27 protein-coding genes are annotated in these 24,136 nt (G+C 75.1%); 14 read left to right on the top strand and 13 right to left on the bottom strand.

Annotated features, from left to right (window positions below; genetic code table 11):
* Window positions 1–21: 21 nt before the first annotated feature.
* Both BM414_RS20005 and BM414_RS20000 read right to left on the bottom strand, forming a co-directional pair.
* Window positions 22–903 (bottom strand): carbohydrate kinase family protein, encoded by an 882-nt coding sequence (locus tag BM414_RS20005; protein ID WP_093582427.1) that lies wholly within the window; start codon window positions 901–903, stop codon window positions 22–24.
* Complete coding sequence (locus BM414_RS20000) at window positions 900–1,853, bottom strand: pseudouridine-5'-phosphate glycosidase (protein ID WP_217644834.1); 954 nt, start codon at window positions 1,851–1,853, stop codon at window positions 900–902. Before BM414_RS20000 ends, BM414_RS20005 begins: the two co-directional genes overlap by 4 nt.
* Window positions 1,854–1,957: 104 nt before the next feature.
* On the opposite strand from BM414_RS20000, the gene BM414_RS19995 reads away from it, so the two are divergent.
* The gene (locus tag BM414_RS19995; RefSeq protein WP_093582423.1) at window positions 1,958–2,188 is read left to right on the top strand and encodes a DUF3039 domain-containing protein; all 231 of its coding nucleotides are present in this window, start codon (window positions 1,958–1,960) and stop codon (window positions 2,186–2,188) included.
* 1 nt (window position 2,189) lies between these two features.
* Here the strand turns inward: BM414_RS19995 and BM414_RS19990 are convergent, their stop codons facing one another.
* The 6 genes from BM414_RS19990 to ppgK form a co-directional block, all read right to left on the bottom strand.
* Complete coding sequence (locus tag BM414_RS19990; RefSeq protein ID WP_245784850.1) at window positions 2,190–3,293, bottom strand: YihY/virulence factor BrkB family protein; 1,104 nt, start codon at window positions 3,291–3,293, stop codon at window positions 2,190–2,192.
* An 83-nt stretch (window positions 3,294–3,376) separates the two neighbouring features.
* The gene (locus BM414_RS31465) at window positions 3,377–5,713 is read right to left on the bottom strand and encodes a VanW family protein (protein ID WP_093582277.1); all 2,337 of its coding nucleotides are present in this window, start codon (window positions 5,711–5,713) and stop codon (window positions 3,377–3,379) included.
* A gap of 159 nt (window positions 5,714–5,872) precedes the next feature.
* Window positions 5,873–6,082, bottom strand: coding sequence for a DUF7455 domain-containing protein (locus tag BM414_RS19980; protein WP_199505451.1), 210 nt, complete (start codon window positions 6,080–6,082; stop codon window positions 5,873–5,875).
* A gap of 357 nt (window positions 6,083–6,439) precedes the next feature.
* Window positions 6,440–7,897 (bottom strand): alanine/glycine:cation symporter family protein, encoded by a 1,458-nt coding sequence (locus BM414_RS19975; RefSeq protein ID WP_093582273.1) that lies wholly within the window; start codon window positions 7,895–7,897, stop codon window positions 6,440–6,442.
* 190 nt (window positions 7,898–8,087) lie between these two features.
* The gene (locus tag BM414_RS19970; protein WP_093582271.1) at window positions 8,088–9,470 is read right to left on the bottom strand and encodes an RNA polymerase sigma factor; all 1,383 of its coding nucleotides are present in this window, start codon (window positions 9,468–9,470) and stop codon (window positions 8,088–8,090) included.
* A 246-nt stretch (window positions 9,471–9,716) separates the two neighbouring features.
* Window positions 9,717–10,460 (bottom strand): polyphosphate--glucose phosphotransferase, encoded by a 744-nt coding sequence (gene ppgK, locus BM414_RS19965; protein ID WP_093582269.1) that lies wholly within the window; start codon window positions 10,458–10,460, stop codon window positions 9,717–9,719.
* Between the two features lie 59 nt (window positions 10,461–10,519).
* Between ppgK and BM414_RS19960 the strand changes: the two genes are divergently transcribed.
* A complete protein-coding gene (locus BM414_RS19960; protein ID WP_093582268.1) occupies window positions 10,520–11,344 on the top strand; it encodes an inositol monophosphatase family protein in 825 nt (274 codons plus the stop codon).
* Here the strand turns inward: BM414_RS19960 and BM414_RS19955 are convergent.
* Together BM414_RS19955 and BM414_RS19950 are read right to left on the bottom strand one after the other, a co-directional pair.
* Window positions 11,341–11,877: a LytR C-terminal domain-containing protein gene (locus tag BM414_RS19955; RefSeq protein WP_093582266.1), complete on the bottom strand. Its 537-nt coding sequence runs from the start codon at window positions 11,875–11,877 to the stop codon at window positions 11,341–11,343. The genes BM414_RS19960 and BM414_RS19955 overlap by 4 nt on opposite strands.
* A 70-nt stretch (window positions 11,878–11,947) precedes the next feature.
* The gene (locus BM414_RS19950; RefSeq protein WP_093582419.1) at window positions 11,948–12,991 is read right to left on the bottom strand and encodes a phosphotransferase family protein; all 1,044 of its coding nucleotides are present in this window, start codon (window positions 12,989–12,991) and stop codon (window positions 11,948–11,950) included.
* A gap of 311 nt (window positions 12,992–13,302) precedes the next feature.
* Between BM414_RS19950 and BM414_RS19945 the strand changes: the two genes are divergently transcribed.
* The 7 genes from BM414_RS19945 to BM414_RS19915 all read left to right on the top strand — a co-directional run bounded on the left by BM414_RS19945 (window position 13,303) and on the right by BM414_RS19915 (window position 18,029).
* Window positions 13,303–13,605 (top strand): DUF4193 domain-containing protein, encoded by a 303-nt coding sequence (locus tag BM414_RS19945; protein ID WP_093582264.1) that lies wholly within the window; start codon window positions 13,303–13,305, stop codon window positions 13,603–13,605.
* Window positions 13,606–13,699: 94 nt separating this feature from the next.
* Window positions 13,700–14,677: a hypothetical protein gene (locus BM414_RS19940; RefSeq protein WP_093582262.1), complete on the top strand. Its 978-nt coding sequence runs from the start codon at window positions 13,700–13,702 to the stop codon at window positions 14,675–14,677.
* A 51-nt stretch (window positions 14,678–14,728) separates the two neighbouring features.
* A complete protein-coding gene (gene dut / locus BM414_RS19935; RefSeq protein WP_093582260.1) occupies window positions 14,729–15,184 on the top strand; it encodes a dUTP diphosphatase in 456 nt (151 codons plus the stop codon).
* Between the two features lies 1 nt (window position 15,185).
* Window positions 15,186–15,920, top strand: a complete 735-nt coding sequence (locus BM414_RS19930; RefSeq protein WP_093582258.1) for a DUF3710 domain-containing protein — start codon at window positions 15,186–15,188, stop codon at window positions 15,918–15,920.
* Window positions 15,917–16,804: an alpha/beta hydrolase family protein gene (locus BM414_RS19925; protein WP_093582256.1), complete on the top strand. Its 888-nt coding sequence runs from the start codon at window positions 15,917–15,919 to the stop codon at window positions 16,802–16,804. Before BM414_RS19930 ends, BM414_RS19925 begins: the two co-directional genes overlap by 4 nt.
* On the top strand, window positions 16,801–17,178 hold the full coding sequence (locus BM414_RS19920; protein ID WP_093582254.1) for an OB-fold nucleic acid binding domain-containing protein: 378 nt from the start codon (window positions 16,801–16,803) through the stop codon (window positions 17,176–17,178). Before BM414_RS19925 ends, BM414_RS19920 begins: the two co-directional genes overlap by 4 nt.
* Window positions 17,175–18,029 (top strand): DUF3159 domain-containing protein, encoded by an 855-nt coding sequence (locus BM414_RS19915; RefSeq protein ID WP_245784849.1) that lies wholly within the window; start codon window positions 17,175–17,177, stop codon window positions 18,027–18,029. The genes BM414_RS19920 and BM414_RS19915 overlap by 4 nt, the downstream gene beginning before the upstream one ends.
* Here BM414_RS19915 and BM414_RS19910 read toward each other — a convergent pair.
* Together BM414_RS19910 and BM414_RS19905 are read right to left on the bottom strand one after the other, a co-directional pair.
* Window positions 18,026–18,694, bottom strand: a complete 669-nt coding sequence (locus BM414_RS19910; protein ID WP_093582252.1) for a potassium channel family protein — start codon at window positions 18,692–18,694, stop codon at window positions 18,026–18,028. The genes BM414_RS19915 and BM414_RS19910 overlap by 4 nt on opposite strands.
* Window positions 18,694–19,359: a potassium channel family protein gene (locus BM414_RS19905; protein WP_093582250.1), complete on the bottom strand. Its 666-nt coding sequence runs from the start codon at window positions 19,357–19,359 to the stop codon at window positions 18,694–18,696. The genes BM414_RS19910 and BM414_RS19905 overlap by 1 nt, the downstream gene beginning before the upstream one ends.
* Before the next feature lie 169 nt (window positions 19,360–19,528).
* Here BM414_RS19905 and BM414_RS19900 point away from each other — a divergent pair, with 169 nt between their 5' ends.
* The 5 genes from BM414_RS19900 to BM414_RS19880 are packed head-to-tail and all read left to right on the top strand — an operon-like array spanning window position 19,529 to window position 23,810.
* Window positions 19,529–21,571 (top strand): APC family permease, encoded by a 2,043-nt coding sequence (locus BM414_RS19900; RefSeq protein WP_093582415.1) that lies wholly within the window; start codon window positions 19,529–19,531, stop codon window positions 21,569–21,571.
* On the top strand, window positions 21,564–22,898 hold the full coding sequence (locus BM414_RS19895) for a class I SAM-dependent RNA methyltransferase (RefSeq protein ID WP_093582248.1): 1,335 nt from the start codon (window positions 21,564–21,566) through the stop codon (window positions 22,896–22,898). Before BM414_RS19900 ends, BM414_RS19895 begins: the two co-directional genes overlap by 8 nt.
* Complete coding sequence (locus tag BM414_RS19890; protein ID WP_175551702.1) at window positions 22,895–23,266, top strand: DUF732 domain-containing protein; 372 nt, start codon at window positions 22,895–22,897, stop codon at window positions 23,264–23,266. The genes BM414_RS19895 and BM414_RS19890 overlap by 4 nt, the downstream gene beginning before the upstream one ends.
* Before the next feature lie 50 nt (window positions 23,267–23,316).
* On the top strand, window positions 23,317–23,526 hold the full coding sequence (locus BM414_RS19885; RefSeq protein WP_139245961.1) for a hypothetical protein: 210 nt from the start codon (window positions 23,317–23,319) through the stop codon (window positions 23,524–23,526).
* A 56-nt stretch (window positions 23,527–23,582) separates the two neighbouring features.
* Complete coding sequence (locus BM414_RS19880) at window positions 23,583–23,810, top strand: DUF4177 domain-containing protein (RefSeq protein ID WP_093582413.1); 228 nt, start codon at window positions 23,583–23,585, stop codon at window positions 23,808–23,810.
* A gap of 117 nt (window positions 23,811–23,927) precedes the next feature.
* Here the strand turns inward: BM414_RS19880 and BM414_RS19875 are convergent.
* Window positions 23,928–24,136: transposase (locus tag BM414_RS19875; protein WP_139245960.1), on the bottom strand; the 209-nt coding region annotated here is incomplete at its 5' end.

The following is a 24,136-nucleotide window of genomic DNA, read 5'->3' as shown; positions in this document are numbered from 1 at the left end:
CGCATCGGGGGCTGAGCCACCTCAGCGCGCGCCCGGGCGGCCGACCACCTCGGTGGCCCGGGCCAGTCCCGCGTCCAGCGCGGCGGCCGGGTCGCCGTGCGGGTCGGCCAGCCACACCGCCAGCAGCCCCGCGGTGAACGCGTCCCCGGCGCCCGTCGTGTCCACCACGCGCGCCGGGCGCGCGGGCCGGTGCACCAGGGTCGTGCCCGACGCCCACAGCGCGCCCTCGGCACCGAGGGTGACCGCCACCGCCTCGTGCCGGGCCGCCAGCGCCCGTGCGGCGTCGGTGACGTCGGCGCACCCCGACAGCAGCCGTGCCTCGTCCGCGTTGGGCAACAGCAGCCCGACGCCGGCGGTGTCGGCCAGCCACCGCGGCACGCCGTAGGCGGTCAACGGCCCGGTCGAGGCCGGGTCGAGCGAGGTGGTGCACCCCGCCGCGGCGGCCGCGGCCAGCGCCGCCAGGCCCGCCGCGCGCGGGCGCTCGTCGAGCAGCGTGTAGCCCGACAGGTGCAGGTGCCCGCCGGGGAGCGGTGCGGGCACGTCGCCGGGACGCAGGTCGAGGTTGGCGCCGCGGTCGGCGAGCATGCTCCGCCGCCCGCCGGGTTCCACCAGGCTCACGATCGTGCCGCTGGCGGCCCCGGTCACCGTCCGCACCGCCAGGCCCACCCCGGCACCGGCGAGCTCCGCGAGCAGGACGGCGCCGGCCGGGTCGTCGCCGACGCACCCGGCCAGCGTGACGGTCACCCCGAGCGCGGCCAGGTGGGCGGCGACGTTGGCCCCCGCCCCGCCGCCGCGGCTGCGGATGGTGGCCGGCCGGTCGGAGTCCGGCGCCGCCTCCCCGGAGAGGACGGCGACGACGTCGGTGGCCAGGTCGCCGACGACGACGACCGGACGGGTGCTCAGCGGGCCGCTGCGGCCAGCGCGGTCGCGATCCGCCCCGCCAGCTCGGCGTTGCGCAGGACGAGCCGGACGTTCACGGCCAGCGTCGCGCCCTCGCTGGCGCGGTGCAGGTGGTCGAGGACGAACGGCGTGACGGCCTTGCCGCGCACGCCGGCGGTCTCGGCCGCGGCCAGCGCGTCGGCGATGACCCGGTCGTGTAGCCCGGGGTCGAGCTGCTCGTCGGCCGGCAGCGGGTTGGCGACGACGACCGCGCCCGGCACGAGCTCGCGCCGGGCGGCGAGCACCGCGGCGGCCTGCTCCGGCGACTCGACCGACCAGTCCAGCTGCGCGCCGCCGTCGGCGACGTAGAAGCCCGGGAAGGTGCGCGTCCGGTAGCCGACGACGGTGACCGACAGGCTCTCCAGCCGCTCCAGCGTGGCCGGGACGTCGAGGATGGACTTCACGCCGGCGCACACCACGGCCAGCGAGGTCCGCGACAGCGCGGTGAGGTCGGCGGACTCGTCGAAGGTGTCGGCCGACTGGCGGTGCACGCCGCCCAGGCCGCCGGTGGCGAACAGGCCGATGCCCGCGGCCTCGGCCAGCAGCGCGGTGCTCGACACCGTGGTGGCGCCGGACAGCCCGAGCGCGGCGGCCACCGGCAGGTCCCGGACGCCGAGCTTGGCGAGGTCGGGGTCGGCGCAGACCCGGTCGACCTGCTCCGCGGTCAGGCCCACGTGCGGCACGCCGTCGAGGACGGCGATCGTGGCGGGCACCGCGCCGCCGGCCCGGACGGCCGCCTCGACGTCGTCGGCGGCGGCGCGGTTGTCCGGCCGCGGCAGGCCGTGGGCGAGCAGCGTGCTCTCCAGGGCGACGACGGGCGCACCGGTGTCCAGCGCCTCGGCGACCTCGGGGGAGAGCGTCAGGGGCGGTGCGGCGGCGTGACGGGGCTCGGTGTGCGGGGCTTCGGGAGGCACCCTGCCATCATGGTGTGCGGGGCGGTCGCGCCCGGCGCCCACCTCCGGCAGGAGGGCGGCCGGGAGTGCCCGCCGGGACCCGTCGCCCGAACCTGGGAGAGACCGTGAGCGACACCGACCTCCTCGAGAAGCCCGACGTCCGCGACTCGGACACCGGCAACGCCAACGAGGTCTTCCACTACGTCCGCAAGAACAAGATCGCCGAGAGCGCCGTCATGGGCACGCTCGTCGAGGCGCTGTGCGGCGAGGTGTTCCCGGTGACCAAGTCACCGAAGCCGGGCAGCCCGGTCTGCCCGGCCTGCAAGGAGGTCTACGAGCAGCTCCGCAAGGAGTGAGTCAGCGGAGGCCGAGGCGCTTGGCCTCGGTCTCCAGCTCGGCGGCACGGCGGCGCTGGGCACGGCGGGTGTGCCGGCGGGGTGGCGCGGGCCAGCGCTCCTGGATCGTCGCGTTGAGCTCCGCGCCGAGCAGGACGGCCATGCCGAAGAAGAACAGGAACAACAACGCCGCGATCGGGGTGGCCAGCGCGCCGTAGGGCAGGGCGGCGACCAGGATGTCGGACACGTAGAGCCGCAGCACCGTGGCCGCCACCAGGAAGAAGGCGACGGCGAGAAGCGTGCCCGGCAGGTGCCGCCGCCAGGGCAGCCGTCGCGGCAGGATCACGTGGTAGAAGCTGGTCAGCGCCAGCAGCAGGCCCACGAGCACCACCGGCCAGTAGACGGCGTTGATCAGCACGGTCGCGGTCTCCTGCCAGTGCTGCGGCAGCAGGGCGACGAGCACCCCGCGGCCGAGCACCAGCAGCGGCAGCATCAGCACCGCGAGCACCAGGCCCACGACGAACAGCCACAGCGCCATCAGCCGAGTGGCGATCGGGCCGCGGACGTCGCGCTGGTCGTAGGCGATGACGATGGTGTTCATGAACGTCGCCGTCGCCGACGACCCCGCCCACAGCGTGATCACGAAGCCGAGGCTGACGACGTCGAGCCGGCCCGAGGTGAGGATGTCGCTGAGCGTCGGCCGGACCAGCGAGTCGACGACGTCGGCGGTGAGCACCTCGGCGGAGGCGTCGACCAGCGTGTCCTCGATGGTCTGCACCGACTCCGCACCGATCCAGCTGCCCAGGTAGCCCAGCGACCCCAGCAGGGCGATCAGCAGCGGCGGGACCGAGAGGATCTGCCAGAACGCCGCCTCGCCGGACAGCCCGAGGATGCGGTCGTGCCAGGCCTTGGCCACCGTGCGGCCGAGGACCTGCGCCGGCACCCGGACGACGGCGGGCCAGTGGTCGAGCCGGCCGGGAGGGGGCAGTTCGGCGCGGGTCGAGCCGGCCGGGGACGGCGCGGGTGCGGGGGCGGGGACAGCGATGGGTGCGTCGACGGGTGCGTCGACGGGTGCGTCGTCCGCGGTCCCGGTGCGGGACCGCCCGCCGGCCCGCACGGTGCTCACCAGGCCAGTGTGCACGCCCGGCGCCCGCCTCTGCCGCTGACGCGGGAGGCGCGGGCGCCGGGGCGGCCCGATCGGGTGGCCGCTCAGGCCGTCGGCTCGGCCGGCGGGGTGCCGCCGTCCGGGGTGGGCGCGGCCGGGGCCTCGGCCGGCGGGGGAACGCAGCGGATGACCGCCTCGGCCGCGTAGGTGGTCTCGAAGGTCTCCCGCCGGATCTCCGCGCCGCTCTGCAGGTCGCGGAACACCCGGGTCACCGTGACGTCGAAGCCCGGCACGCCGGACTGGGAGATGCAGTCGCCGTCGTCGACCCGCTCCTGGACCGCCGGCTGGCGGTAGTTCGTCCGCGGGCCCTCGATCGCCTCGACCTCGTAGCGCTTGGTCCCGTAGAAGGTGACCGTGATCGACCCGCCGGAGGCGGCGGGCGTCCACTGGGTGTCCACGTAGATGCCGGTGTCGGTGTCGTTGCGCCACTGCAGGTCGATCTGGCCCTCGTACACGGTGGCCTCACGGCCGGCCGGGTAGCGGCTGATGTAGAAGCTGTGCGGCTTGTGGTAGACGTCCTCGAGGCCGCCGAAGAAGACCGCGTTGAACATCGTGGTGGCGAACTGGCTGATCCCGCCGCCGACCGCGGTGGACAACTCACCGCCGCTGATGACGTTGGCCGGCACGTAGCCCTGGGCGGTGCCGCGCGGCCCGGTGTAGGTGTTGAGGCTGAACGTCTCGCCGGGCAGCACCAGCGCTCCGTCGACCTCCTCGGCCACCACGCGGATGTTCGTGCCGCTGGCGTTGTTGGTGGTCGTCGTCGTGAAGGAGCTGACCGTCTCGCGGATGCCGAGCGCCTCGGCCTCCTCGGTGGTCAGCTCGGCCGGCACCGGCCCGAGCTCGGCCGTGACCGTGCGCGGTGCGGCATCGGGCAGCACCTCGAGCAGCTGGTCGGCCAGCGCCGCCGGGTCCACCCCGGTGCCGTCGACGGACGGGACGACCTGCACGCTGCCGCCCACGACCTCGAAGCGGGCGTCCTCGGCGGGCGTGCCGAAGGCGCTGAACTCCTCGGCCATCGCCGTCCGCAGCGCGGCCGGGTCGACGGCGACGGCGAGCTCGCCGTCGTCCTGCGGGGTGAAGGTCAGCGAGGCGGCGATCGCCTCGACCGGGATCTCGACGGACGTGGCGCCGTCCTGGCTGGTCACCATGACGGGCGCGGCCAGTGCCGGGGTGACGGTCTCGTCGAGGACGCGCTGCGCCTCCTCGGTGTCCACGCGCACCGGGTCGACGTCGACCGGCAGCTCGATCGGCGTCGCGGGGTCGCCGCCGGCCGCCAGCGCTCCGGTGATCGCCGTCGCGGCGCCCTCGCGGTCCAGCGTCCGGCCGTCGACGGGCTCGACCAGGCTCGGCGTGGTGCCCTCGAGGGTGATGCCGGCGTCGACCGGCGCCCGGTCCACCTGGGTGGCGATCGTGTCGACCTGGGCGGCCAGGGAGGTGTCCTCGCCGGTCATGACCGGGGCGACCTCTCGCTCGCCGAACAGCGAGACCAGGCGGGTCCAGGGGTTGAGAGGCTGGTCGTCGGCGGCGTCGACGGTCGCGTCCACGTCGAGGGTGATGCCGGCGGCAGCGGGGGAGAGGGTGGCCTCGACGTCGTCGGCGACGACGACGTGGTCGGCGGCGACCCGCGGGGCGAGGTCCTGCTCGAGCGCGTCGGTGGCGGCCGCGGGCGACAGGCCGCCGATCTCCACGCCGGCCACCACGGTGTTGCGCGGGACGTCACCGCCGGCCACGAGCAGGTCGACGCCGTAGGCCGCGCCGAGCACCGCCAGCAGGCCGACGGGGACGAGGACGGCGGGACGGCGCCAGCGCGGACGGCGCGGACCCGGGACGGGACTGCCGGGACCGCCCGGGCCACCAGGGCCACCGGGACCGCCGGTGGACCCGGCCGGGGGAGCGGCAGACGCGGGCACCGCGGAGGGAGGCGGGGTGCGGGGCGCGTCGGCGGGCACGGCGCCACCGTCCAGCGCGACCGTGTCCGAGGCGTCCGCGGCCGCGGGAGCGTCGGGGCGCCCGTCCAGGTCGACCGGCTCGGTGGTCCGCGTGCCGGCCGGGTCGCCGCTCAGCGCCACGGTGTCGTGGACCGGGTCGGGCGCCGGCGTGGCGTCGGCACCGGCGGAGGCCGCGACGGGGGTCCTGACGGGAGCCGCGACGGGGGCCTCGACGGGGGCCTCGGCCGGTGGCTCCACGGCGGGGTCCGCGGTGGCGTCGGCCGGGGTCCCGTCCGCAGCGGCGGGCGGAACCGGGGCGCCGGCAGGCGGACGCGCCGCGTCGGGACCGACGGGGCCGCGGTCGCGCGGCACCGGGCGGGTGTCGTCGGAGAAGCCGCCCGGTCCGGGATCCTCGGACGTGGCGGCGGGTGTGGAGGCAGGGTGCTGCGGCATCGGGGTTTCCTCGGGTCGCCGTCGACCGGGGGTCCCCGGGAACGACGGAGCCGCCGGGCCCCCGGCCGCGTCATGCGGACCGGGGACGCCGGCGGCGGCGTCGGGTGAGGGCTTCATCGCGGAACGCGACGATAGCGCCCTCTCTCGGAGTGGTGAGGGTTACTCGCCGTCCGTCGCGATGATGTCGACGGCGATGTCACGGAGCTTGGTGTCGTACTCGCGAGCGTGGTGCCCGCAGAACACGAGGTCGCTGCCACTGGCGAGCACGACACGCACCTTGGCCAGCGCGCCGCACCGGTCGCAGTGGAAGGGCACGACCAGGTCGTCGGCGGCGGGGGTCGTCGTCAGCGTCTGGGTCATCTGGGTCATCACTCGCTCTCTACCGCACGGACCCGCGGCTGCGGATCGGCCTCCTGCACAGCGCCAGGATGGACCCCTGTGTTCCCGTGCCTCCCGTCACTGCGGTCGACTCACCGGGTCTCGGTGAGCCGGGTGACCGCTGGGACTGGTGGTGGTGGGTTCAGCAGGGACGTCACTGGGTGGTGCCGGTTGTCTGGTGGGACTGGTGGTTCTCCGGGCGCCGGCTGGTCTCCGGCTGTGGGTCCGCTGCTGTCTCGACGTCCTCCACGCTACGCGCTCTACCCGACCGGTGCCGCGGTACACCGCACGGGCAGCCCACCCGGGTGAGATCGTGACCTCTCCGAGATCACGCGCGGGACGCTCCCGTCAGCTCGTGCGTCCGGCGGACCGGGCGGGCTCGTCGGAGCTCCAGACGCTGTCGGCCACCGTCCCGGGCAGGTCGGGGTTGTCGGTGGTGCGGAAGACGGGGTCCTGCCCGGCCCGCACCTGACGCTCGAAGTCGCGCAGCGCCCCGAGGGCCCACCGGCCCAGGAGCACGAGGGCGACCAGGTTGACCAGCGCCATGAAGCCCATGGCGACGTCGGCCAGCGCCCACACGGTGGCGAGCTCGAGCAGCGCCCCGGCGCCCACCACGGCGACGACCACGACCCGGAACACCGTCAGGGCCACGGGCCGGGCGCGGAGGAAGGTCATGTTCACCTCGGCGTAGGAGTAGTTGCCGAGCACCGACGAGAACGCGAACACGAAGATCAGGACGCTCATGACCCAGGTGGTCCCGCTCCCCAGCTCGTGGGCCACGGCCGCCTGGGTGAGCGAGGCGCCCTCGGTGGTCTCCCCGGGCCGGTACACCGCGGATCCGGCGAACAGGATGATGAAGGCCGTCGCGGAGCACACGATGATCGTGTCGACGAAGACGCCCAGGGACTGGACCAGTCCCTGCTTGACCGGGTGGCTGGTGGTCGCGGTCGCCGCCGCGTTGGGGGCACTGCCCATCCCCGCCTCGTTGGAGAACAGCCCCCGCTTGGCCCCGTTGAGCAGGGCTGCCGCGAGCCCACCCGTGATGCCGGCCGCGGCCTCGCCGAGACCGAACGCGGCCGAGAAGATCTGTCCCAGGACGGCGCCCACCTGCGTGATGTTGAGCGCGATGATGACGGCGGCGAGCAGGACGTAGGCCAGTGCCATCGCCGGGAGGAGCCACTCGGCGACCCGCGCGATGCGACGGACCCCGCCGAACACCACCGACGCCGTGAGGACCATCAGCAGGGCCGCGGACCACCACTCGCCGACCCCGTGCCCGCCGGCCAGCACGTCGCTGATGGTGTTGGCCTGGACCATGTTGAAGGCGATGCCGAAGGTGAAGATCAGCAGGACGGCGAAGAGGACGCCGCCGCGCCGGGAGCCGAGGCCGCGCTCGATGTAGAAGGCCGGCCCGCCGCGGAAGCTGCCGTCACCGGCCGGGATCTTGAAGATCTGCGCCAGGGTGGCCTCGATGAGCGCGGTGGCCATGCCCACGAGGGCGACGACCCACATCCAGAAGATCGCCCCGGGACCACCGAGGGTGAGCGCGATGGCCACGCCGGCGATGTTGCCCGTCCCCACGCGCGAGGCCAGGCCGACGCAGAAGGCCTGGAAGGACGAGATGCCACCGTCCGAGCCGCTCCGCGAGGAGGTGATCTGCCGCAGCATGCGGCCGAACAGCCGCACCTGGACGAAGCGCGTGCGGAACCCGAAGTAGAGGCCCACGCCCAGGAGCACGTAGACCAGCACGTAGGTCCACAGGACGTTCGAGACCGGGTCGATCAGGTTCTGCTGGATGAAGTCCATCGGAGGGCCTCCGCGTGTCGGCCTGCGGCGCTGGGATCACGACCTCGGGGACGACCGCTCGGCTCGGTGAGCCCCTGGGCGGCGTTGCGGAGGATCATCCGGCCCTGCCGGGTGCCGCGCACCTCGGGTGCCGGAACGCGGAGAGGCCCCGACCCTGGCGGGTCGGGGCCTCTCCGGTGGAGTCCTCGCGTCAGTCGAGGTAGTCGCGCAGGACCTGCGACCGGCTCGGGTGGCGCAGCTTCGACATCGTCTTGCTCTCGATCTGCCGGATCCGCTCGCGCGTGACCCCGTAGACCTGGCCGATCTCGTCGAGCGTGCGCGGCTGGCCGTCGGTGAGACCGAAGCGCAGCCTGACCACGCCGGCCTCACGCTCCGAGAGCGTCTGCAGCACGCTGGTCAGCTGGTCCTGCATCAGGGTGAAGCTGACCGCGTCGACGGCCACGACCGCCTCGGAGTCCTCGATGAAGTCACCGAGCTGGCTGTCGCCCTCGTCGCCGATGGTCTGGTCGAGGCTGATGGGCTCCCGGGCGTACTGCTGGATCTCCAGCACTTTGTCCGGCGTGATGTCCATCTCCTTGGCCAGCTCCTCCGGGGTGGGCTCGCGCCCGAGGTCCTGGAGCAGCTCACGCTGGATGCGGCCGAGCTTGTTGATGACCTCGACCATGTGCACCGGGATGCGGATGGTGCGGGCCTGGTCGGCCATGGCGCGGGTGATGGCCTGCCGGATCCACCAGGTGGCGTAGGTGGAGAACTTGTAGCCCTTGGTGTAGTCGAACTTCTCCACCGCGCGGATCAGGCCGAGGTTGCCCTCCTGGATGAGGTCCAGGAACGCCATGCCACGGCCGGTGTAGCGCTTGGCCAGGGAGACCACGAGGCGGAGGTTGGCCTCCAGCAGGTGGTTCTTGGCGCGCTCGCCGTCGCGGACGATCCAGTTGAGGTCACGGCGCATCTGCGGGGAGAGCTTCTGGCCCTCCTCCTCGACCTGGCGCAGCCGCTCGGCGGCGTAGAGGCCGGCCTCGATGCGCTTGGCGAGGTCCACCTCCTCCTCGGCGTTGAGGAGGGCGACCTTGCCGATCTGCTTGAGGTAGGCGCGGACCGAGTCGGCCGAGGCGGTGAGCTCGGCGTCCTTGCGGGCCTGCCGCAGCGCCTCGGACTCCTCCTCGTCGTCCCACTCGAAGTCGGTGCCGCCCTCGGCGGTGGCCTCCTCGGCGGCGGGCGCCTCGGCGGCCTCGGCCCCGTCGGGACCGGCGACGACGGCCTCGTCGAGGGTGAGCCCCTCGGCGCCGGCGTCGACCACGGCGACGGCGGAGGCGTCGGTGGCCACGGCGGTCAGCACGGTGCCCTCACCGGTACCCGGGGAGGGGCTGATGCTCGGCTTCTGGGCGCTCTTCGGCGCGGCCGACTTGGTGGCGGTCTTCGCCGCAGGAGCCCGCTTGCGCGTGGCGGGCTTGGCCGGCGCGTCGTCGGCGACCCCGACGGTGGCGCTGGTCCGGGGAGACCGGGTGCTCGCGGCGACGTTCCGGGAGCGGGTGCTCGCGGTGGCGTCGTCCGGTGCAGGCGTGTCGGCGGGCACTCAGGATCCTTCCCGTGCTGGGTGCGTTCCCCGGGAGCGGTGTGACTCCCGGGTAGCGGCCCCGGCCGTCGCCGCGGAGCGGGGAGGCCCCAGGATCCGGCACGGTGTTTCACCGCGACGCGGACGGGGGATGACTCCCGGCTGGGTGGTGACGGGCTGGGGCTCTTCCATTGTAGCGACGGGAGCCGGTGTGACCACCGCCTCGAACGGTCCCGGATCGCCCGGAAGGGCTGCTCCGGCCCGAGGTCAGGGCTCGAACCGCTCCGCGGCGGCCAGGGCGGCCCCCACGATGCCCGCGTCGTTCTGCAGCTGGGCGGGCACCACCGGCGTCCGGGTGCTCAGCAGCGGCACCCACTTGTGCGCCTTCTTGCTCACCCCGCCGCCCACGATGATCAGGTCGGGCCACACCCCGGCCTCGAGGACGTCGAGGTAGCGGTCCACCCGCGCCGCCCACTGCGGGTAGGAGAGGTCCTCCCGCTCGCGGGCGGCCGCCGACGCGCGGCGCTCGCCGTCCTCGCCGTCGACCTGGATGTGACCGAACTCGGTGTTGGGCACCAGCCGCCCGTCGTAGAACAGGGCGCTGCCGATCCCGGTGCCGAAGGTGAGCATGAGGACGACGCCGTCCTGGTCGCGGCCGGCGCCGTAGCGCATCTCGGCCAGCCCTGCGGCGTCGGCGTCGTTGAGGGTCTCGACCGTCCCGGGCACCAGCGCGGTGAGGCCGGCGTCGACGTCGGTGCCGATCCAGCCCTTGTCCATGTTGGCCGCGGTGTGCGCGACACCGCGCTTCATGACCCCGGGATAGGTGACGCCGATCCGGCCGGTCCAGCCGAAGGAGGTCACGATCCCGGCGACCACCTCGTAGACGGCCTCCGGCGTCGAGGGCTGCGGGGTCTCCACCCGCACCCGCTCGCCGACCAGGACACCGGCCTCGAGGTCGACCGGACACCCCTTGATGCCGCTGCCGCCGATGTCCACACCGAACCCCTGCACACGATCACCCTAGTGACCGGCGCCGCACCTCGGTGGGTGGCTCGGGCAGGATCCCCCGGGTGAGTGCCCCGCCGTCCCCCGCCCAGCTGCTCGACCTCGCGGTCGCCACCGCCCGCGAGGCGGCCGGTCTCGTCGCCCGCGAGCGCGGCTCGGCCGCGGCCGCCGTCGACGTCAAGAGCAGCCCCACCGACGTCGTGACCGCCGTCGACACCGCCACCGAACGGCTGATCACCGGGCGGCTGCTCGACGCGCGCCCCGACGACGGCCTGCTCGGCGAGGAGGGCGCAGCCCGCGAGGGGACCAGCGGCGTGCGCTGGGTGGTCGACCCGATCGACGGCACCGTCAACTTCCTCTACGGGCTGCGCGGCTACGCCGTCTCGATCGCCGCCGAGGTCGACGGCGTGACGGTGGCCGGCGCCGTGCTCGACGTGCCCACCGGCGAGCTGTTCACCGCCACGGCCGGTGGCGGGGCCTTCCTCAGCACGCCGGCCGAGCCGGAGCCGGTGCGGCTGGCCGGCAACCGGCCGGCGTCACTGGAGCAGACGCTGGTGGCCACCGGGTTCGGGTACCGCGTGGAGCAGCGGCGGGCGCAGGGCGCGGTCGTGGCGCAGCTGCTGACCGAGGTCCGCGACATCCGCCGTCAGGGCTGCGCGTCCCTCGACCTGTGCTCGGTGGCCGCCGGCCGGGTGGACGCCTACTACGAGCTCGACCTCAAGCCCTGGGACCACGCCGCCGGCGCGCTGGTGGCCGCCGAGGCCGGCCTCGTGGTCACCGGTCTACCCGGCCGGCGCTTCGCCGAGCCGATGGCCGTCGCGGTCCCCGGGACCGTGGCCGAGCCCTTCCTCGCCCTGCTCGACCGCCTCCACCCGGGCGGCGCCCGCTAACAGGCCGCTTCGGCGCTCGCGATCGGGTCCAGGGTGGCGGCGACGTCGTCGGGGGAGGCCAGCCCGGGGAAGTCCGGGCCGATCACCAGGTCGATGCGGGCGTCGGCGCGGGTGTCCTGGAAGGAGCCGGCGCCCGGGAGGAACAGCGCCAGGTAGCCCGCCGCGTCGGTGCCGCGCGCGCCGTGCCGGATCTCGCCGGGTCCGGTCACCTCGCGGTCGGTCGGGTCGTTGGCGACCTCGTCGACGACGAAGCCGCGCTGCGTGAGCTGGTCGGCGACCTCCTGCGCCTTGCCGGCGAGGTCGGAGGCGTTGTACACGCGCACCGTCACCGTGCTGGGGTCCAGCGACGGCGGTGCGCCCGCGGCGGTGACGCAGGCGGCCTCGGTGGCGTCCTCGCGGGCGCCGGCGTCGTCGAGGACCTTCCACCAGACGCCGAGCGCGGCCAGGGCGAGCACGAGCAGGAAGACCAGCGGGGGCACCGGCCGGCGGTCCCGCCGGGGGCGGGCCGGGGGACTGTCGGTGCTCGTGCTCACGGTCGTCCTCCTCGACGGCCCCCCGGGCAGGTGCGGCGGGTCGCGCGGAGTCTAGGTCCGGCCGCCGACCTCAGAGGACACCGTCCTCCAGCGCGGCGCGTCCGAGCTCGACGCACGGGTCGATGCGGTCGGCGTAGCCGGAGGTGTCCTTGCCGGCCATCGCACCGGCCGCCGACCGGGCGACGATGCCGGCCACGATCGCGGCGAACTTGAAGAAGGCGAAGCCGACGTACCAGTTGAGGTCGGAGAGGTCCACGCCGCTGCGGGCGGCGTAGTGCTCGGCGATCTCCCGGCGGGTCGGGAAGCCGGGCAGCGTCGTCACCGGGCTGAGCACCGGCCGGGTCTCGCCGGCCTCGGGCCAGTAGACGAACAGCATGCCGATGTCGGTGAGCGGGTCGCCGAGGGTCGACATCTCCCAGTCGAGGACGGCGCGGATGCCGCCGGGGCGCCCGGGGTCGAGCAGGCAGTTGTCCAGCCGGTAGTCGCCGTGGACGACGCCGGTCCGCTGCGTCACCGGCACGGTCTCGGCCAGCCGGGCGGCGAGGGCGTCCATCTGCGGGCGGTCGCGGTCGCGGGTGGCGTCCCACTGCTTGGTCCACCGCCGCACCTGCCGGGCGAGGAAGCCCTCGGGCCGCCCGAAGTCACCGAGGCCCACCGCCTCGGGGTCGACGGCGTGCAGGTCGGAGAGGACGTCGATGAGCCCGTCGCCGATCTGCCGCCGCTGCTCCGGGGTGTCGGCGTAGCCGGCCGGGATCTCGTCGACCACGTGCAGGCCGACGACCCGCTCCATCACGTAGAAGGGCGCCCCGAGCACCTCGGTGTCGGTGCACAGGTGCAGCGTCCGCGGCACCGGGACCGGCGTCGGCCCGAGCGCGCTGATGACCCGGTGCTCGCGGGCCATGTCGTGCGCGGTGGCCAGCACCGCGCCCGTCGGGGGCCGCCGCAGGATCACCGCGTCGTCGGCGCTGCCGCCGGCCGGCGTGACGACGTAGGTGAGGTTGGACATGCCCGCCGCGATCAGCTCGACGGTCACCTCCCGCCAGCGCTCGTCACCGAGGACGGAGGCGAGATACGGACCGACGACGGCGGGGTCAGCTCCCACGGGACTCGACACGGGCGGCAGGGTAACCTCCGGCACTCCGCTCCCCGACCGGCCCGCCCGGGCCCGTTCCGGGGGCCCTGCACGGGTCGAGGAACGGTCCCGTGTGTCCCGCCCGGAAGTGCGGGCACAAACCGGGGCCACACGGCGTTGGGGGGCTGCCGGTCCCGTACCGAGCCGACCACCGCGTCGGCCGGACGCGGGCCCGGCCGAGCCAGCGGCCGCCCCCGGGCGGCCGGCCAGGACGACGGTGGCCCCCGCCGCCGTCGGACCACGGCGGGCGCGCTCGACGCGCCCGCGAGAACCCCGGAGGAGGGGCACACCCCATGGCCACCGACTACGACGCCCCGCGCCGCAACGAGGCCGACGAGCTCGGCGAGGACTCCCTCGAGGAGCTCAAGGCCCGTCGCGCGGAGGCCCAGTCGGCCTCGGTCGACGTCGACGAGACCGACTTCAACGAGAGCCTCGAGCTGCCCGGCGCGGACCTGTCCAACGAGGAGCTGACCGTCCGCGTGCTGCCGAAGCAGGAGGACGAGTTCACCTGCTCGCGCTGCTTCCTCGTGCAGCACCGCAGCCGGCTCGCCGCCACCCGCGGCGACCAGAACTACTGCCGCGACTGCGCCGCATGACCGAGGACCTCCCTGCCCCCCACCGCGCGCAGGCCGGCGGCGGGACCCTGCAGGGAGGCCGACCGACATCCGACGGACCGGGGTGGACCAGCCGATGACCGAACCGACGCCCGAGTCGACGCCCGAGTCGACGCAGCGCATCGGCGCGCCTCGTGACGTCCCGCCGCCGCGGCCGGTCCCGCAGGCCGCGCCGGGGCCGGACCGGTCGGGGGACGGTCCGGCCTGGCCCGCCGACGACAGCGGCCTGGGCCGCGCCGCCCGCGCGGTCGCCGACGCGGTGTCCGGGCTCCTCAGCGGGGGCGCCGACGAGGCGTCCGCCGCCGGGCAGCCCGACCCCCGCCGGTCGGCCGGCGGGGTGCTGCGCGACGTCCTGGGCGCCCTGGCCTCCGCCGCGACCTCCGCCGCGACCTCGGCGGCGACCTCCGCGGCGGCCGGGAGCCGCGGCGGGGACCGGCCCGCGGGCACGGCCGACGACGAGCGGTCGGGCCGCAACCCGGTCGGCGTCATCGGCGACCTGCTCGCCACGGCCGCACCGCGCCTGCCCATCCGCGACGCGACCCGGCTGCGCGCCGCGTACCCGGGGCTGTCGGACGAGGAGATCGCCGACGCCCTGGTGACCCGCTCCTCCCGGCTGACCGCCGCGGTCGGTGCGGCCACCGGCGGGCTGGCGGCCGCCCACTGGTTCGCGACGCCGTCGCTCGTGGCGCTGCCGCTGGAGCTGGGCGCCGAGACGCTGCTCACCGCCGCCGTCGAGGTGGTGATGCTCGGCGAGCTGCACGAGATCCACGGCCGGCCCGCCGCCGGGACCCCCGCCGAGAAGGCCGCCGCCTACCTGTCCAGCTGGACGCAGCAGCGCGCCGTCGAGGGCGGCGAGCGGCAGGCCATGGGCACCGTCCTCGGCACCGCCGGGTTCCGGGCACTGCGCCGCCGGCTGTCCCGCCGCATCGCCCGCAGCGCGCCGTCGGCGGCGCCGCTGCTGATCGGTGCGGCGCTCGGCGGCCGGGGCAACCTCAAGGCCACCGAGACCCTCGCCCGGAGGGTGCGGACCGACCTCCGGCGCGGCCTGTCCTGAGCCGCGCGTCCGGTCCGCCGACCCGTACGGGCCGCGGTTAGGGTCGCCGTCGTGTCCGACCCCCTCGAGGTGCCCGTCCGGCTGACCGCGGCGGGGGCCGCACCCCCGCGCTACGCCCTCCCCGGCGACGCGGGAGCCGACCTCACGCTCACCGAGGACGTGCAGCTGGCCCCGTTCGAGCGTGCACTGGTGGGCACCGGCGTGGCCGTGGCCATCCCGGAGGGCTACGCCGGCTTCGTGCACCCGCGGTCGGGCCTCGCCGCCCGGCACGGGCTGAGCCTCGTCAACGCCCCGGGCACCATCGACGCCGGCTACCGCGGCGAGATCAAGGTCAACCTGGTGAACCTCGACCCCACCACCCCGCTGACGCTGCGCCGCGGCGACCGGGTCGCACAGCTCGTCGTGCAGCCGGTCGTGCAGGTCCGCTTCGTGCCGGTCGACCAGCTGCCCGGGAGCGTCCGCGGCGAGGCCGGGCACGGGTCCACCGGCGCAGGACAGGAGGCCTGAGATGCCCTTCGGACGACGGCGCGGCCGGATCGACCGCACCCTGCGCGAGCGCGGCGTCCCGCCCGAGCCGCAGCACCGCGAGCGCGACGTCGAGGAGACCACCGGTCCCTACGACGAGTCCGACGTCCCCGAGGACGGCACCCCCCGCGTCGACCTCGGCGCGCTGCGGCTGCCGGCCCTGGCGGGCACCGAGCTGCGGGTGGACCTCAACCAGCAGCAGAAGGTCGTCGGCGCGACGCTGCGCTACGGCGACTCGGTGCTGCAGGTCTCGGCCTTCGCCGCCCCCCGGGCCACCGGCATCTGGGACGACGTCCGCACCGAGCTGGCGAGGAGCGCGTCGGGGCAGGGCGGCCGGCTGCAGGAGGCGGACGGCCCCTTCGGCCCGGAGCTCTCCGGCACCGTCGTCGTGACGCCCCCGGCCCAGCCCGGTGGCCCTCCTCCCAAGCCGGTGCGCCGCCCCGCCCGCTTCCTCGGCGTCGACGGACCGCGCTGGTTCCTCCGCGGGATGATCAGCGGCCCGGCCGCGGAGTCGCCCGAGGCGGCCGCGGTGCTCGAGGACGTGTTCCGCCGGATCGTCGTCGTCCGGGGGACCCAGCCGATGCCGGTGCGCGAGCAGCTGCCGCTCACCCTGCCGCCGCAGGCCGCCGAGCAGTTGGCCCGCCAGCAGCAGGCCGCGGGGCAGCAGCAGGCAGGGCGGCCGGGGCGTCCGGCGACCCCGCCCGAGCCGACGGCGTGACGCCGGCGGTCGTCCCCTACGGCCCGCACCCCGACCAGTTCCTCGAGCTGACCCTGCCGGACGGGGACGGGCCGGCGCCCGGGGGCGCCGCGCAGGACCCGGCGCCGGGGGGCGCCGCGCAGGACCCGGCGCCGGGGGGCTCCGCGCAGGACCCGGCGCCCGTGGTCGTCGTGCTGCACGGCGGGTTCTGGCGGGCGGCGTACGGCATCGAGCTGGCCCGCCCGCTGGCCGCCGACCTCGCCGCCGCCGGGTACGCCGCGGTCGCCGTCGAGTACCGGCGGGTCGGTACCGGCGGAGGGTGGCCGGCCACCCTCGAGGACGTCGCCGCCGCGCTCGACGCGCTGCCCGGCCTGCCCGACACGCCCCGGCTCGACCTCGGCGACGTCACGGTCGTCGGCCACTCCGCCGGCGGGCACCTGGCCGCCTGGGCCGCCGGGCGGGGGCGGCTGCCGGCCGGCGCTCCCGGCGCCGCGCCGCGCGTGCGGGTGACCGCGGCGGTGCTGCAGGCCGGGGTCGTGGACCTGCAGCACGCCGCACAGCAGCGCCTGGGCGAGCGCCGGGGCCTGGGTGCCGTCCAGGAGTTCCTCGGCGGGGAGCCGGGGGAGGTGCCCGACCGTTACGCCGTCGCCGACCCGGTGCGCCTGCTGCCCACCGGTGCCGACGTCCTGTGCGTGCACGGCACCGGCGACGACGTCGTCCCGCTCGAGCAGTCGCAGCGGTACGCCGCCGCGGCGGCGGGCGCCGGTGACCGGGTGACGGTGCGCACCGTCCCGGGCGGGCACCGCGTGCCCATCGACGTGGCGGGGGAGGCGTGGGCCGTCGTCCGCGAGTGGCTGGGGGAACACACCGCCGGCCGCCGGACCGGCACTACTCTGGGACCGTGACACAGACCCGTCCCGGCGGCTGGCTCGCGCGCACGCTGCAGCGGCTGACCGCCGACGACTCCGCCATCGACGCGCAGGAGCTGCGCGAGGAGGCCGACCGCGCCGGCTGCGAGCAGGTGAGCGCCTGCCGGAAGGGCGCGGTGGTGACCGTGACCGGCCGGCTCAAGTCGGTGGTCTACACCCCGCGCGAGACGGTCCCGACCCTCGAGGCCGAGCTGTTCGACGGGTCCGGCTCGGTCACCCTCGTCTGGCTCGGCCGGCGGCGGATCCCGGGCATCGAGCCCGGCCGGACGCTGACCGCCCGCGGCCGGTTCGCCCAGTTCGACGGCCGCAAGGTCATCTACAACCCCTGGTACGAGCTGAGCGCAGGGTGATCCCGGCGGCCGACGACGACGGCCGGCGTGATCCGGGGGGAGCAGCACCGCAGCAGGAGCACGGCGCCACCTCCGACGACGCCGGGGCCGGCGGGCACGGGCTGACGCTCGACCGGCACACGGTCCTCGAGCAGCTCGGCGGCTGGCGCGGCATGGTCGACGCCTCGCTGCCCACGCTGGCCTTCATCGTCGCCAACTCCGTCGGCGGCCTGCGGACCGGCATTTGGGCGGCGATCGGCGCCGCCGTCCTCGTCCTGCTGTTCCGGCTGGTGCGCCGGGAGAGCCTCCAGCAGGCGTTCAGCGGCCTGTTCGGCGTCGCGGTGGCGGTGGCCATCGCGGCCGCCTCCGGGCAGGCCCGCAACTTCTACGTGCCGGGGATCATCCGCAACGCCGTCATCGCTGTGGTCCTGCTGGCGTCGGTGCCGCTGCGCTGGCCGCTGGTCGGCGTGCTCGCGGAGTTCCTCGCGCCCAGCCACATGGGGTCGATGGCCGCGCACACGGTGCCCGGCCTGCGCCGGCGGGTCGACAGCGCGCGCGCCCTGCTGCACCACCAGCAGCCCGCGGAGCCGGCGTCCGGTGAGCGCCCGGCCGACCCCGAGCCCGAGCGGCACTGGCGCGACGACCCGCGGGTGGTGCGCGCCTACGGCTGGCTGACCGTCGTCTGGGCGCTGACGTTCCTGCTCCGGGTGGCCGTGCAGACGCCGCTCTACCTCGCCGACGAGGACGACCTGCTCGGCATCGCCTCACTGGTGCTCGGCCTGCCGGTGACCGCGGCCGCGCTGGCCCTGACGTTCTGGGTGATCTCCCGCCTGCACCGCCACCGGGTCGCCACGGAGGGCGACTCCGGCTAGCGGACGATCTCGGGGGAGAGGACCTGCTGCAGCTGCTCCTCGACGTCGGCGTGCGTGATGAACAGCAGCTCGTCGCCGACCTCGAGCGGCTCGTCGGGGCTCGGCGTGATGACCCGGTCGCCGCGCAGCATCGCCGTCAGCACCGTCTCGCGGGGCAGCGGCACCTCGCGCAGCGGCCGGCCGGCCCACGGGGTGTCCTCGGAGAGGGTGATCTCGACCAGGTTCGCCGCACCCTTGCGGAAGGTCATCAGCCGGACGACGTCGCCGACGGTCACCGCCTCCTCGACCAGCGCGGCGAGCACCCGCGGGGTGGAGACGGCGACGTCGACCCCCCACGCCTCGGTGTAGAGCCACTCGTTGCGCGGGTCCTTGACGCGGGCGACGACGCGGGCGACCGCGAACTCGGTCTTGGCCAGCAGCGAGACGACCAGGTTGGCCTTGTCGTCGCCGGTGGCCGCCACGACGACGTCGCAGGTGGCCAGCTGGGCCTCCTCGAGCGAGGAGACCTCGCACGCGTCGGCCTGCACCCACTCCGCGCCCGGCACCGAGCGGGTGCGGACCTTGCGGCCGTCCTTCTCGATGAGCATCACGGTGTGCCCGTTGTTGAGCAGCTCCCCGGCGATGGAGCGGCCGACCGCCCCGGCGCCCACGATGGCCACGCGCATCAGGCCCTGCCCCCCTCGCGCTGCTCGACCGTGTGGTGCACCCGGTCGGAGATCTCGTCGGTGGCCGCGACGACGAGCTGGTCGCCGTCCTGCAGCACGGTGGTGGCGGTGGGCAGCTGCGCCTCGCCGAAGCGGACCAGCCACGCCGCCCGCGCGCCCGAGGCGGCCTCGAGCTCGGCGACCTTGCGGCCCACCCACCCGTCGGTGACCGTCACGCGCATCAGCAGCACCCGGCCGGTGGGCTCGCGCCAGATCTCGCTGACCTTGACCGACAGCAGCTCGCGCAGCAGCCGGTTCACCGTCCACGGGACGGTGGCCACGCTGGGGATGCCCATGCGCTCGAACACCTCGGCGCGCTTGGAGTCGTAGATCCGGGCGACGACGTGCTGGACGCCGAACGTCTCCCGGGCCACGCGGGCGCTGATGATGTTGGAGTTGTCGCCGCTGCTGACCGCGGCGAACGCCCCGGCGGAGTCGATGCCGGCGTCGAGCAGCGTCTGCCGGTCGAAGCCCAGGCCGGTCACCTGCCGGCCGCCGAAGTCCGGCCCCAGCCGGCGGAAGGCCTCGGGGTCCTGGTCGATGACCGCGACGCTGTGGCCGATCTGCTCCAGCCGCCGCGCGATGGCGGAGCCGACGCGGCCGCAGCCCATGACGACCACGTGCACGTGTCGCTCCCGGATGCCTCGCACGGGCGCCGTCCGCCCGCGGTCCAGGGCGCGAAGCTACACCCGGCCACGGGGCTCCCGGGGACGCGTCCCGGATCACATGACCCCTCCGGGCGGGAGGGTCGCGGCGGGCGGCACCGGGTGCCCCCGCCTCCGTACCATCGCCGCCGTGCCCAAGCTGTCCGACCTCGGACAACTCCCCAAACGGCTCGTCGTCGGCCGTCCGGTCCGCAGCGACCGCGTCGGGGAGTCCCTGCTCCCGAAGTCCCTGGCCCTGCCGATCTTCGCCAGCGACCCGCTCTCCTCGGTGGCCTACGCCACCCAGGAGATCCTGATCGTCCTGACGCTGGCCGGCACCGCCTTCCTCTTCCTCGCGCCGTGGCTGGCCGTCGTCGTCGTGCTGCTGCTGGCGACCGTCGTCCTCTCCTACCGGCAGGTCGTGCACGCCTACCCCTCGGGAGGCGGTGACTACGAGGTCGCGATGAAGAACCACGGGCAGTTCGCCGGCCTCACCGTCGCAAGCGCCCTGCTGGTCGACTACGTGCTCACCGTTGCGGTGTCGGTCTCGGCCGGCACCGACAACATCATCTCCGCGTTCCCCACGCTCAACCAGCACCGCGTGCTCATCGCCGTCGGCCTGGTGGCGCTGCTGGCGGCGGCCAACCTGCGCGGTGTGCGGGAGTCGGGCAAGACCTTCGCCGTCCCGACGTACCTGTTCGTCGCCGGGATCGTGGTCATGATCGTCACCGGGCTGATCCGGGACTTCGTCACCGGGGACCCCGTCGTCGCCGAGAGCGCCGGCTGGTCGATCACCGCCGAGCCGGGGTACGACGACCTGGGAGGCCTCGCGCTGGTCTTCTTCGCCCTGCGCGCCTTCGCCTCCGGGTGCACCGCGCTGACCGGCGTCGAGGCGATCGCCAACGGCGTCCCGGCGTTCCGGCCGCCCAAGTCGCGCAACGCCGCGACGACGCTGGCGCTCATGGGCGGCATCGCCGCGACGATGTTCGCCGGGGTCACCGCGCTGGCCCTGATCGGCGGCGTCAAGTACGCCGAGAACACCTGCGACCTCGTCGGGTTCCCCGGGAACTGCGAGACCGACCCGCAGCGGACGGTGATCGCCCAGCTGGCCGCGGCCACCTTCGGCGGGGACACCTCGGTCGGGTTCTTCTACATCCAGGCGGCGACCGCGCTGGTGCTCGTCCTGGCCGCCAACACCGCCTTCAACGGCTTCCCCCTGCTGGGCTCGGTGCTCGCGCAGGACCGGTTCCTGCCCCGCCAGCTGCACACCCGCGGCGACAAGCTGGTCTACAGCAATGGCATCCTGCTGCTGGCCGGCTTCGCGGCGCTGCTGATCCTGGCCTTCCAGGCCGATCCCAACCGGCTGATCCAGATGTACATCGTCGGCGTCTTCACCAGCTTCTCGATCGGTCAGTGGGGCATGGTCCGGCACTGGAACCGCGAGATCCGGCTCTCCGACGACGCGGCCGCCAAGCGGGCCATGCGCCGCTCGCAGGTCATCAACACCGTCGGCGGCACCCTCACCACGGCGGTGCTGGTGATCATCGTGACCACCAAGTTCACCCGGGGCGCCTACCTAGTGATCCTGGTGATGCCGGTGCTGTTCCTGCTGATGAAGGCCATCAACCGGCACTACTCGCACGTGGCCGAGCAGCTCGTGCCCGACCAGGACGCCCGCCTGCTGCCGAGCAAGGTGCACGCGATCGTGCTGGTGTCGAAGGTGCACAAGCCGACCCTGCGCGCGCTGGCCTTCGCCCGCGCCACCCGGCCCGACGTGCTGACCGCGCTGACGGTCAACGTGGACGAGAGCGACACCCGGGGGCTGCAGGCCGACTGGGAGCGCTACGACATCCCGGTGCCGCTCACCGTGCTCGAGTCGCCGTACCGGGAGATCACCCGGCCGGTGGTCGACTTCGTCAAGGCGATCCGCCGGCAGAGCCCGCGCGAGCTGGTCATCGTCTTCGTGCCGCAGTACGTCGTCGGGCACTGGTGGGAGAACGTGCTGCACAACCAGAGCGCGCTGCGGCTGCGTGCCCGGCTGCAGTTCCAGCCCGGCGTCATGATCACCACGGTGCCGTGGCAGCTGGAGAGCTCGGTCGGCCGCGGCGAGGACGACCGCCGGGACGGCCCGATGCCCGGCGACCTGCGCCGCGGCCTCACCGACGACCAGGTCGAGGCCACTCCCTATGGCTGAGCGGCCCCGCCCGCGTCGGCACGGCAGGAGCACGCCGCGGCCGGACCGGGGCGGTGGCTGGGCCGGCCGGGAGTTCGAGGTGGCCGTCGGCCCGGTCGCGCACGGCGGGCACTGCGTCGCCCGCCACGAGGGCCGCGTGGTCTTCGTCCGCCACGCGCTCCCCGGTGAGCGGGTGGTCGCCCGGGTCACCGAGGACCGCCAGCCCGGCTACTGCCGCGCCGACGCCGTCGAGGTGCTCGAGGCCTCGCCCGACCGGGTCGAGCGGCCCTGCCCGTACAGCGGGCCCGGGAGGTGCGGCGGCTGCGACTGGCAGCACGTGTCGTGGGAGGGGCAGCGCCGCCTGAAGGCCGACGTCGTCCGCGAGCAGCTCGTCCGGCTCGGCGGGCTGGACGCCGGCGACCCGCTGCTGACCGGCCTCGAGGTCGAGCCGCTGGCCGGCGGTCCGCTGCGCTGGCGGTCGCGGGCCCGCTTCGCCGTCGACCGGACCGGTGCGCCGGGACTGCGGCGGCACCGCTCGCACGACGTCGTCCTGCTCGACGACTGCCCGATCACGGCCGAGCCCGCGGCGCAGGCGGTGCTGGCGCGGCGCTGGCCCGGGGCCGGCGCGGTCGACGTCGCCGTCGACTCGGCCGGCACGGTGACCACCACCCGCCTGGACCGCCGCGGCGTGCCGACGTCGACCCGCGTGCTGCACGCCGGTGACGACGTCCCGGCCGAGCCCGGCGGGCGGTCCGGGCGCCGGGCGGCCGGGCGGGACTGGGAGGTGGAGGGCACCGGCTTCTGGCAGGTGCACGGGTCGGCCGCCGACGCCCTGGTGTCCGACGTCGCACGGGCCGCCGGCGTCCGGCCGGGGGAGTCGGTGCTCGACCTCTACGCCGGTGCGGGCCTGTTCGGCGGCGCGCTGGCGCCGGCGGTGGGGGAGTCCGGCCGGGTCGTGTGCGTCGAGGCCGACGCCGAGGCGTGCGCCGCCGCCGAGGCCAACCTGGCCGGGCTGCCGCAGGCGGAGGTCTGGCAGGGAGAGGTGGACGCCGAGGGGCTCACCGGCCTGCTCGAGGAGCTCGGCGGCAGCCCCGACGTCGTCGTGCTCGACCCGCCGCGCGCCGGAGCCGGGCCGGCGGTCAGCCGGGTGCTGGCCGCCACGGGGGCGCGCGCCGTCGTCTACGTCGCCTGCGACCCGGCGTCGCTGGGCCGCGACGTCGCCGCGTTCGCCGCAGGCGGGCACCGCCTGGCCGCGCTGCGCGCCTTCGACGCTTTCCCCATGACCGCGCACGTGGAGTGCGTGGCGCTGCTGGTGCCGGGCGACCGGGGACCGGACGCGGGGGAGTGAGGCGGGCCCTCGCCTGCCTCGCCGCGGCGGCGGCGCTCGCCGGCTGCGGGGACGAGGGCGGCGCCGCACCGGCGGCGACCGCCACCGCCCCCGCGACGACGAGCACTCCTCCCTCCGACCGGGAGGCCGCCGACGCCGTCTTCACCGACTTCGTCACCGACCAGGGCCTGACCTCCCACGGCAGCGTCGAGGACCTCATCGCCCTGGCGCTGGCGGTCTGCGACGCCTACGACCGGGGCGTGGCCGTCACCGACGTCGTCGCGTCGCTCGAGGACAGCGGCTTCGCCGGCTACGAGGCCGGCCAGGTCATCGGGGCGGCCACCGCCACCTACTGCCCGGAGCACGAGGACGCGGCGTCCGGGACCTGACGCCCGGGTCCCCACCGCACGGCCCTACTGTCCGGCCCTACTGTCCGGCCATGGCCGGACCCGACACCTGCCCCGTGTGCGGCGAGCTGACGGCCCGCCGCGACAGCGGAGCGACCGACGACCGGCACGACGAGGTCGGCGACCCGCTGGTGTTCGTCGACCACACGTGGGCGCCGGAGCTGTGGGGCCGGGGGACGCGCGCCGAGCCGGCGCCCTGCCCCGGCTCGGGCCAGAACCGGTCCGGCCACCGGCGCCCGTAGCCGGATCTGCGGCGACCGGAACCGGTCTCCCGAGCGGCCCTCGCTACGGTGTGGAGGTGACCTCCTGGGAGTACGCCTCGGTCATCACGGCCAACGACGCCGAGTCGCAGCGCGCGGGGGTGAGCGTCAAGCTCCCCGGCGGGAAGCTGGAGCGGCAGCAGGGAGACACCAGCACGGTGCTCAACGGGCTCGGCGGCGAGGGCTGGGAGCTGGTCAGCTACCACTCCAGCGGAGCCGGCACGTGGGGCTTCGAGCAGTTCTGGCTCAAGCGCCAGATCTCCTAGTAGTGCTTTGTTAGGTCGGTGCTCGAGGTTGGCTGTCGATGTGGGAGCCGCAGACGGTGCAGGTGCCGGTCCAGGTAGCTAGCAGGGCCTGCAGCTGGTGGAGCACGGCGTAGAGGCTCAGGCCGAGACACGGGCTTTTGGGCTGGTGCGCAGCAGGGTGAGGAACAGCTGGGCGGCAGTGACCAGGGTGACGTGGCGGTGCCAGCCGGTCCAAGTGCGGCCCTCGAAGTGGTCCAGGCCCAGGGCGGTCTTCAGCTCGCGGTAGTCATGCTCGATCCGCCAGCGGATCTTGGCCAGCCGGACCAGCTCGGCCGGGTCGGTGTCTT

The sequence above is a fragment of the Geodermatophilus amargosae genome (assembly GCF_900116515.1).
Lineage (GTDB): Bacteria > Actinomycetota > Actinomycetes > Mycobacteriales > Geodermatophilaceae > Geodermatophilus > Geodermatophilus amargosae.
Note: the sequence above shows the minus strand (reverse complement) of the source record. Positions and strands in the feature narration are given on the sequence as shown.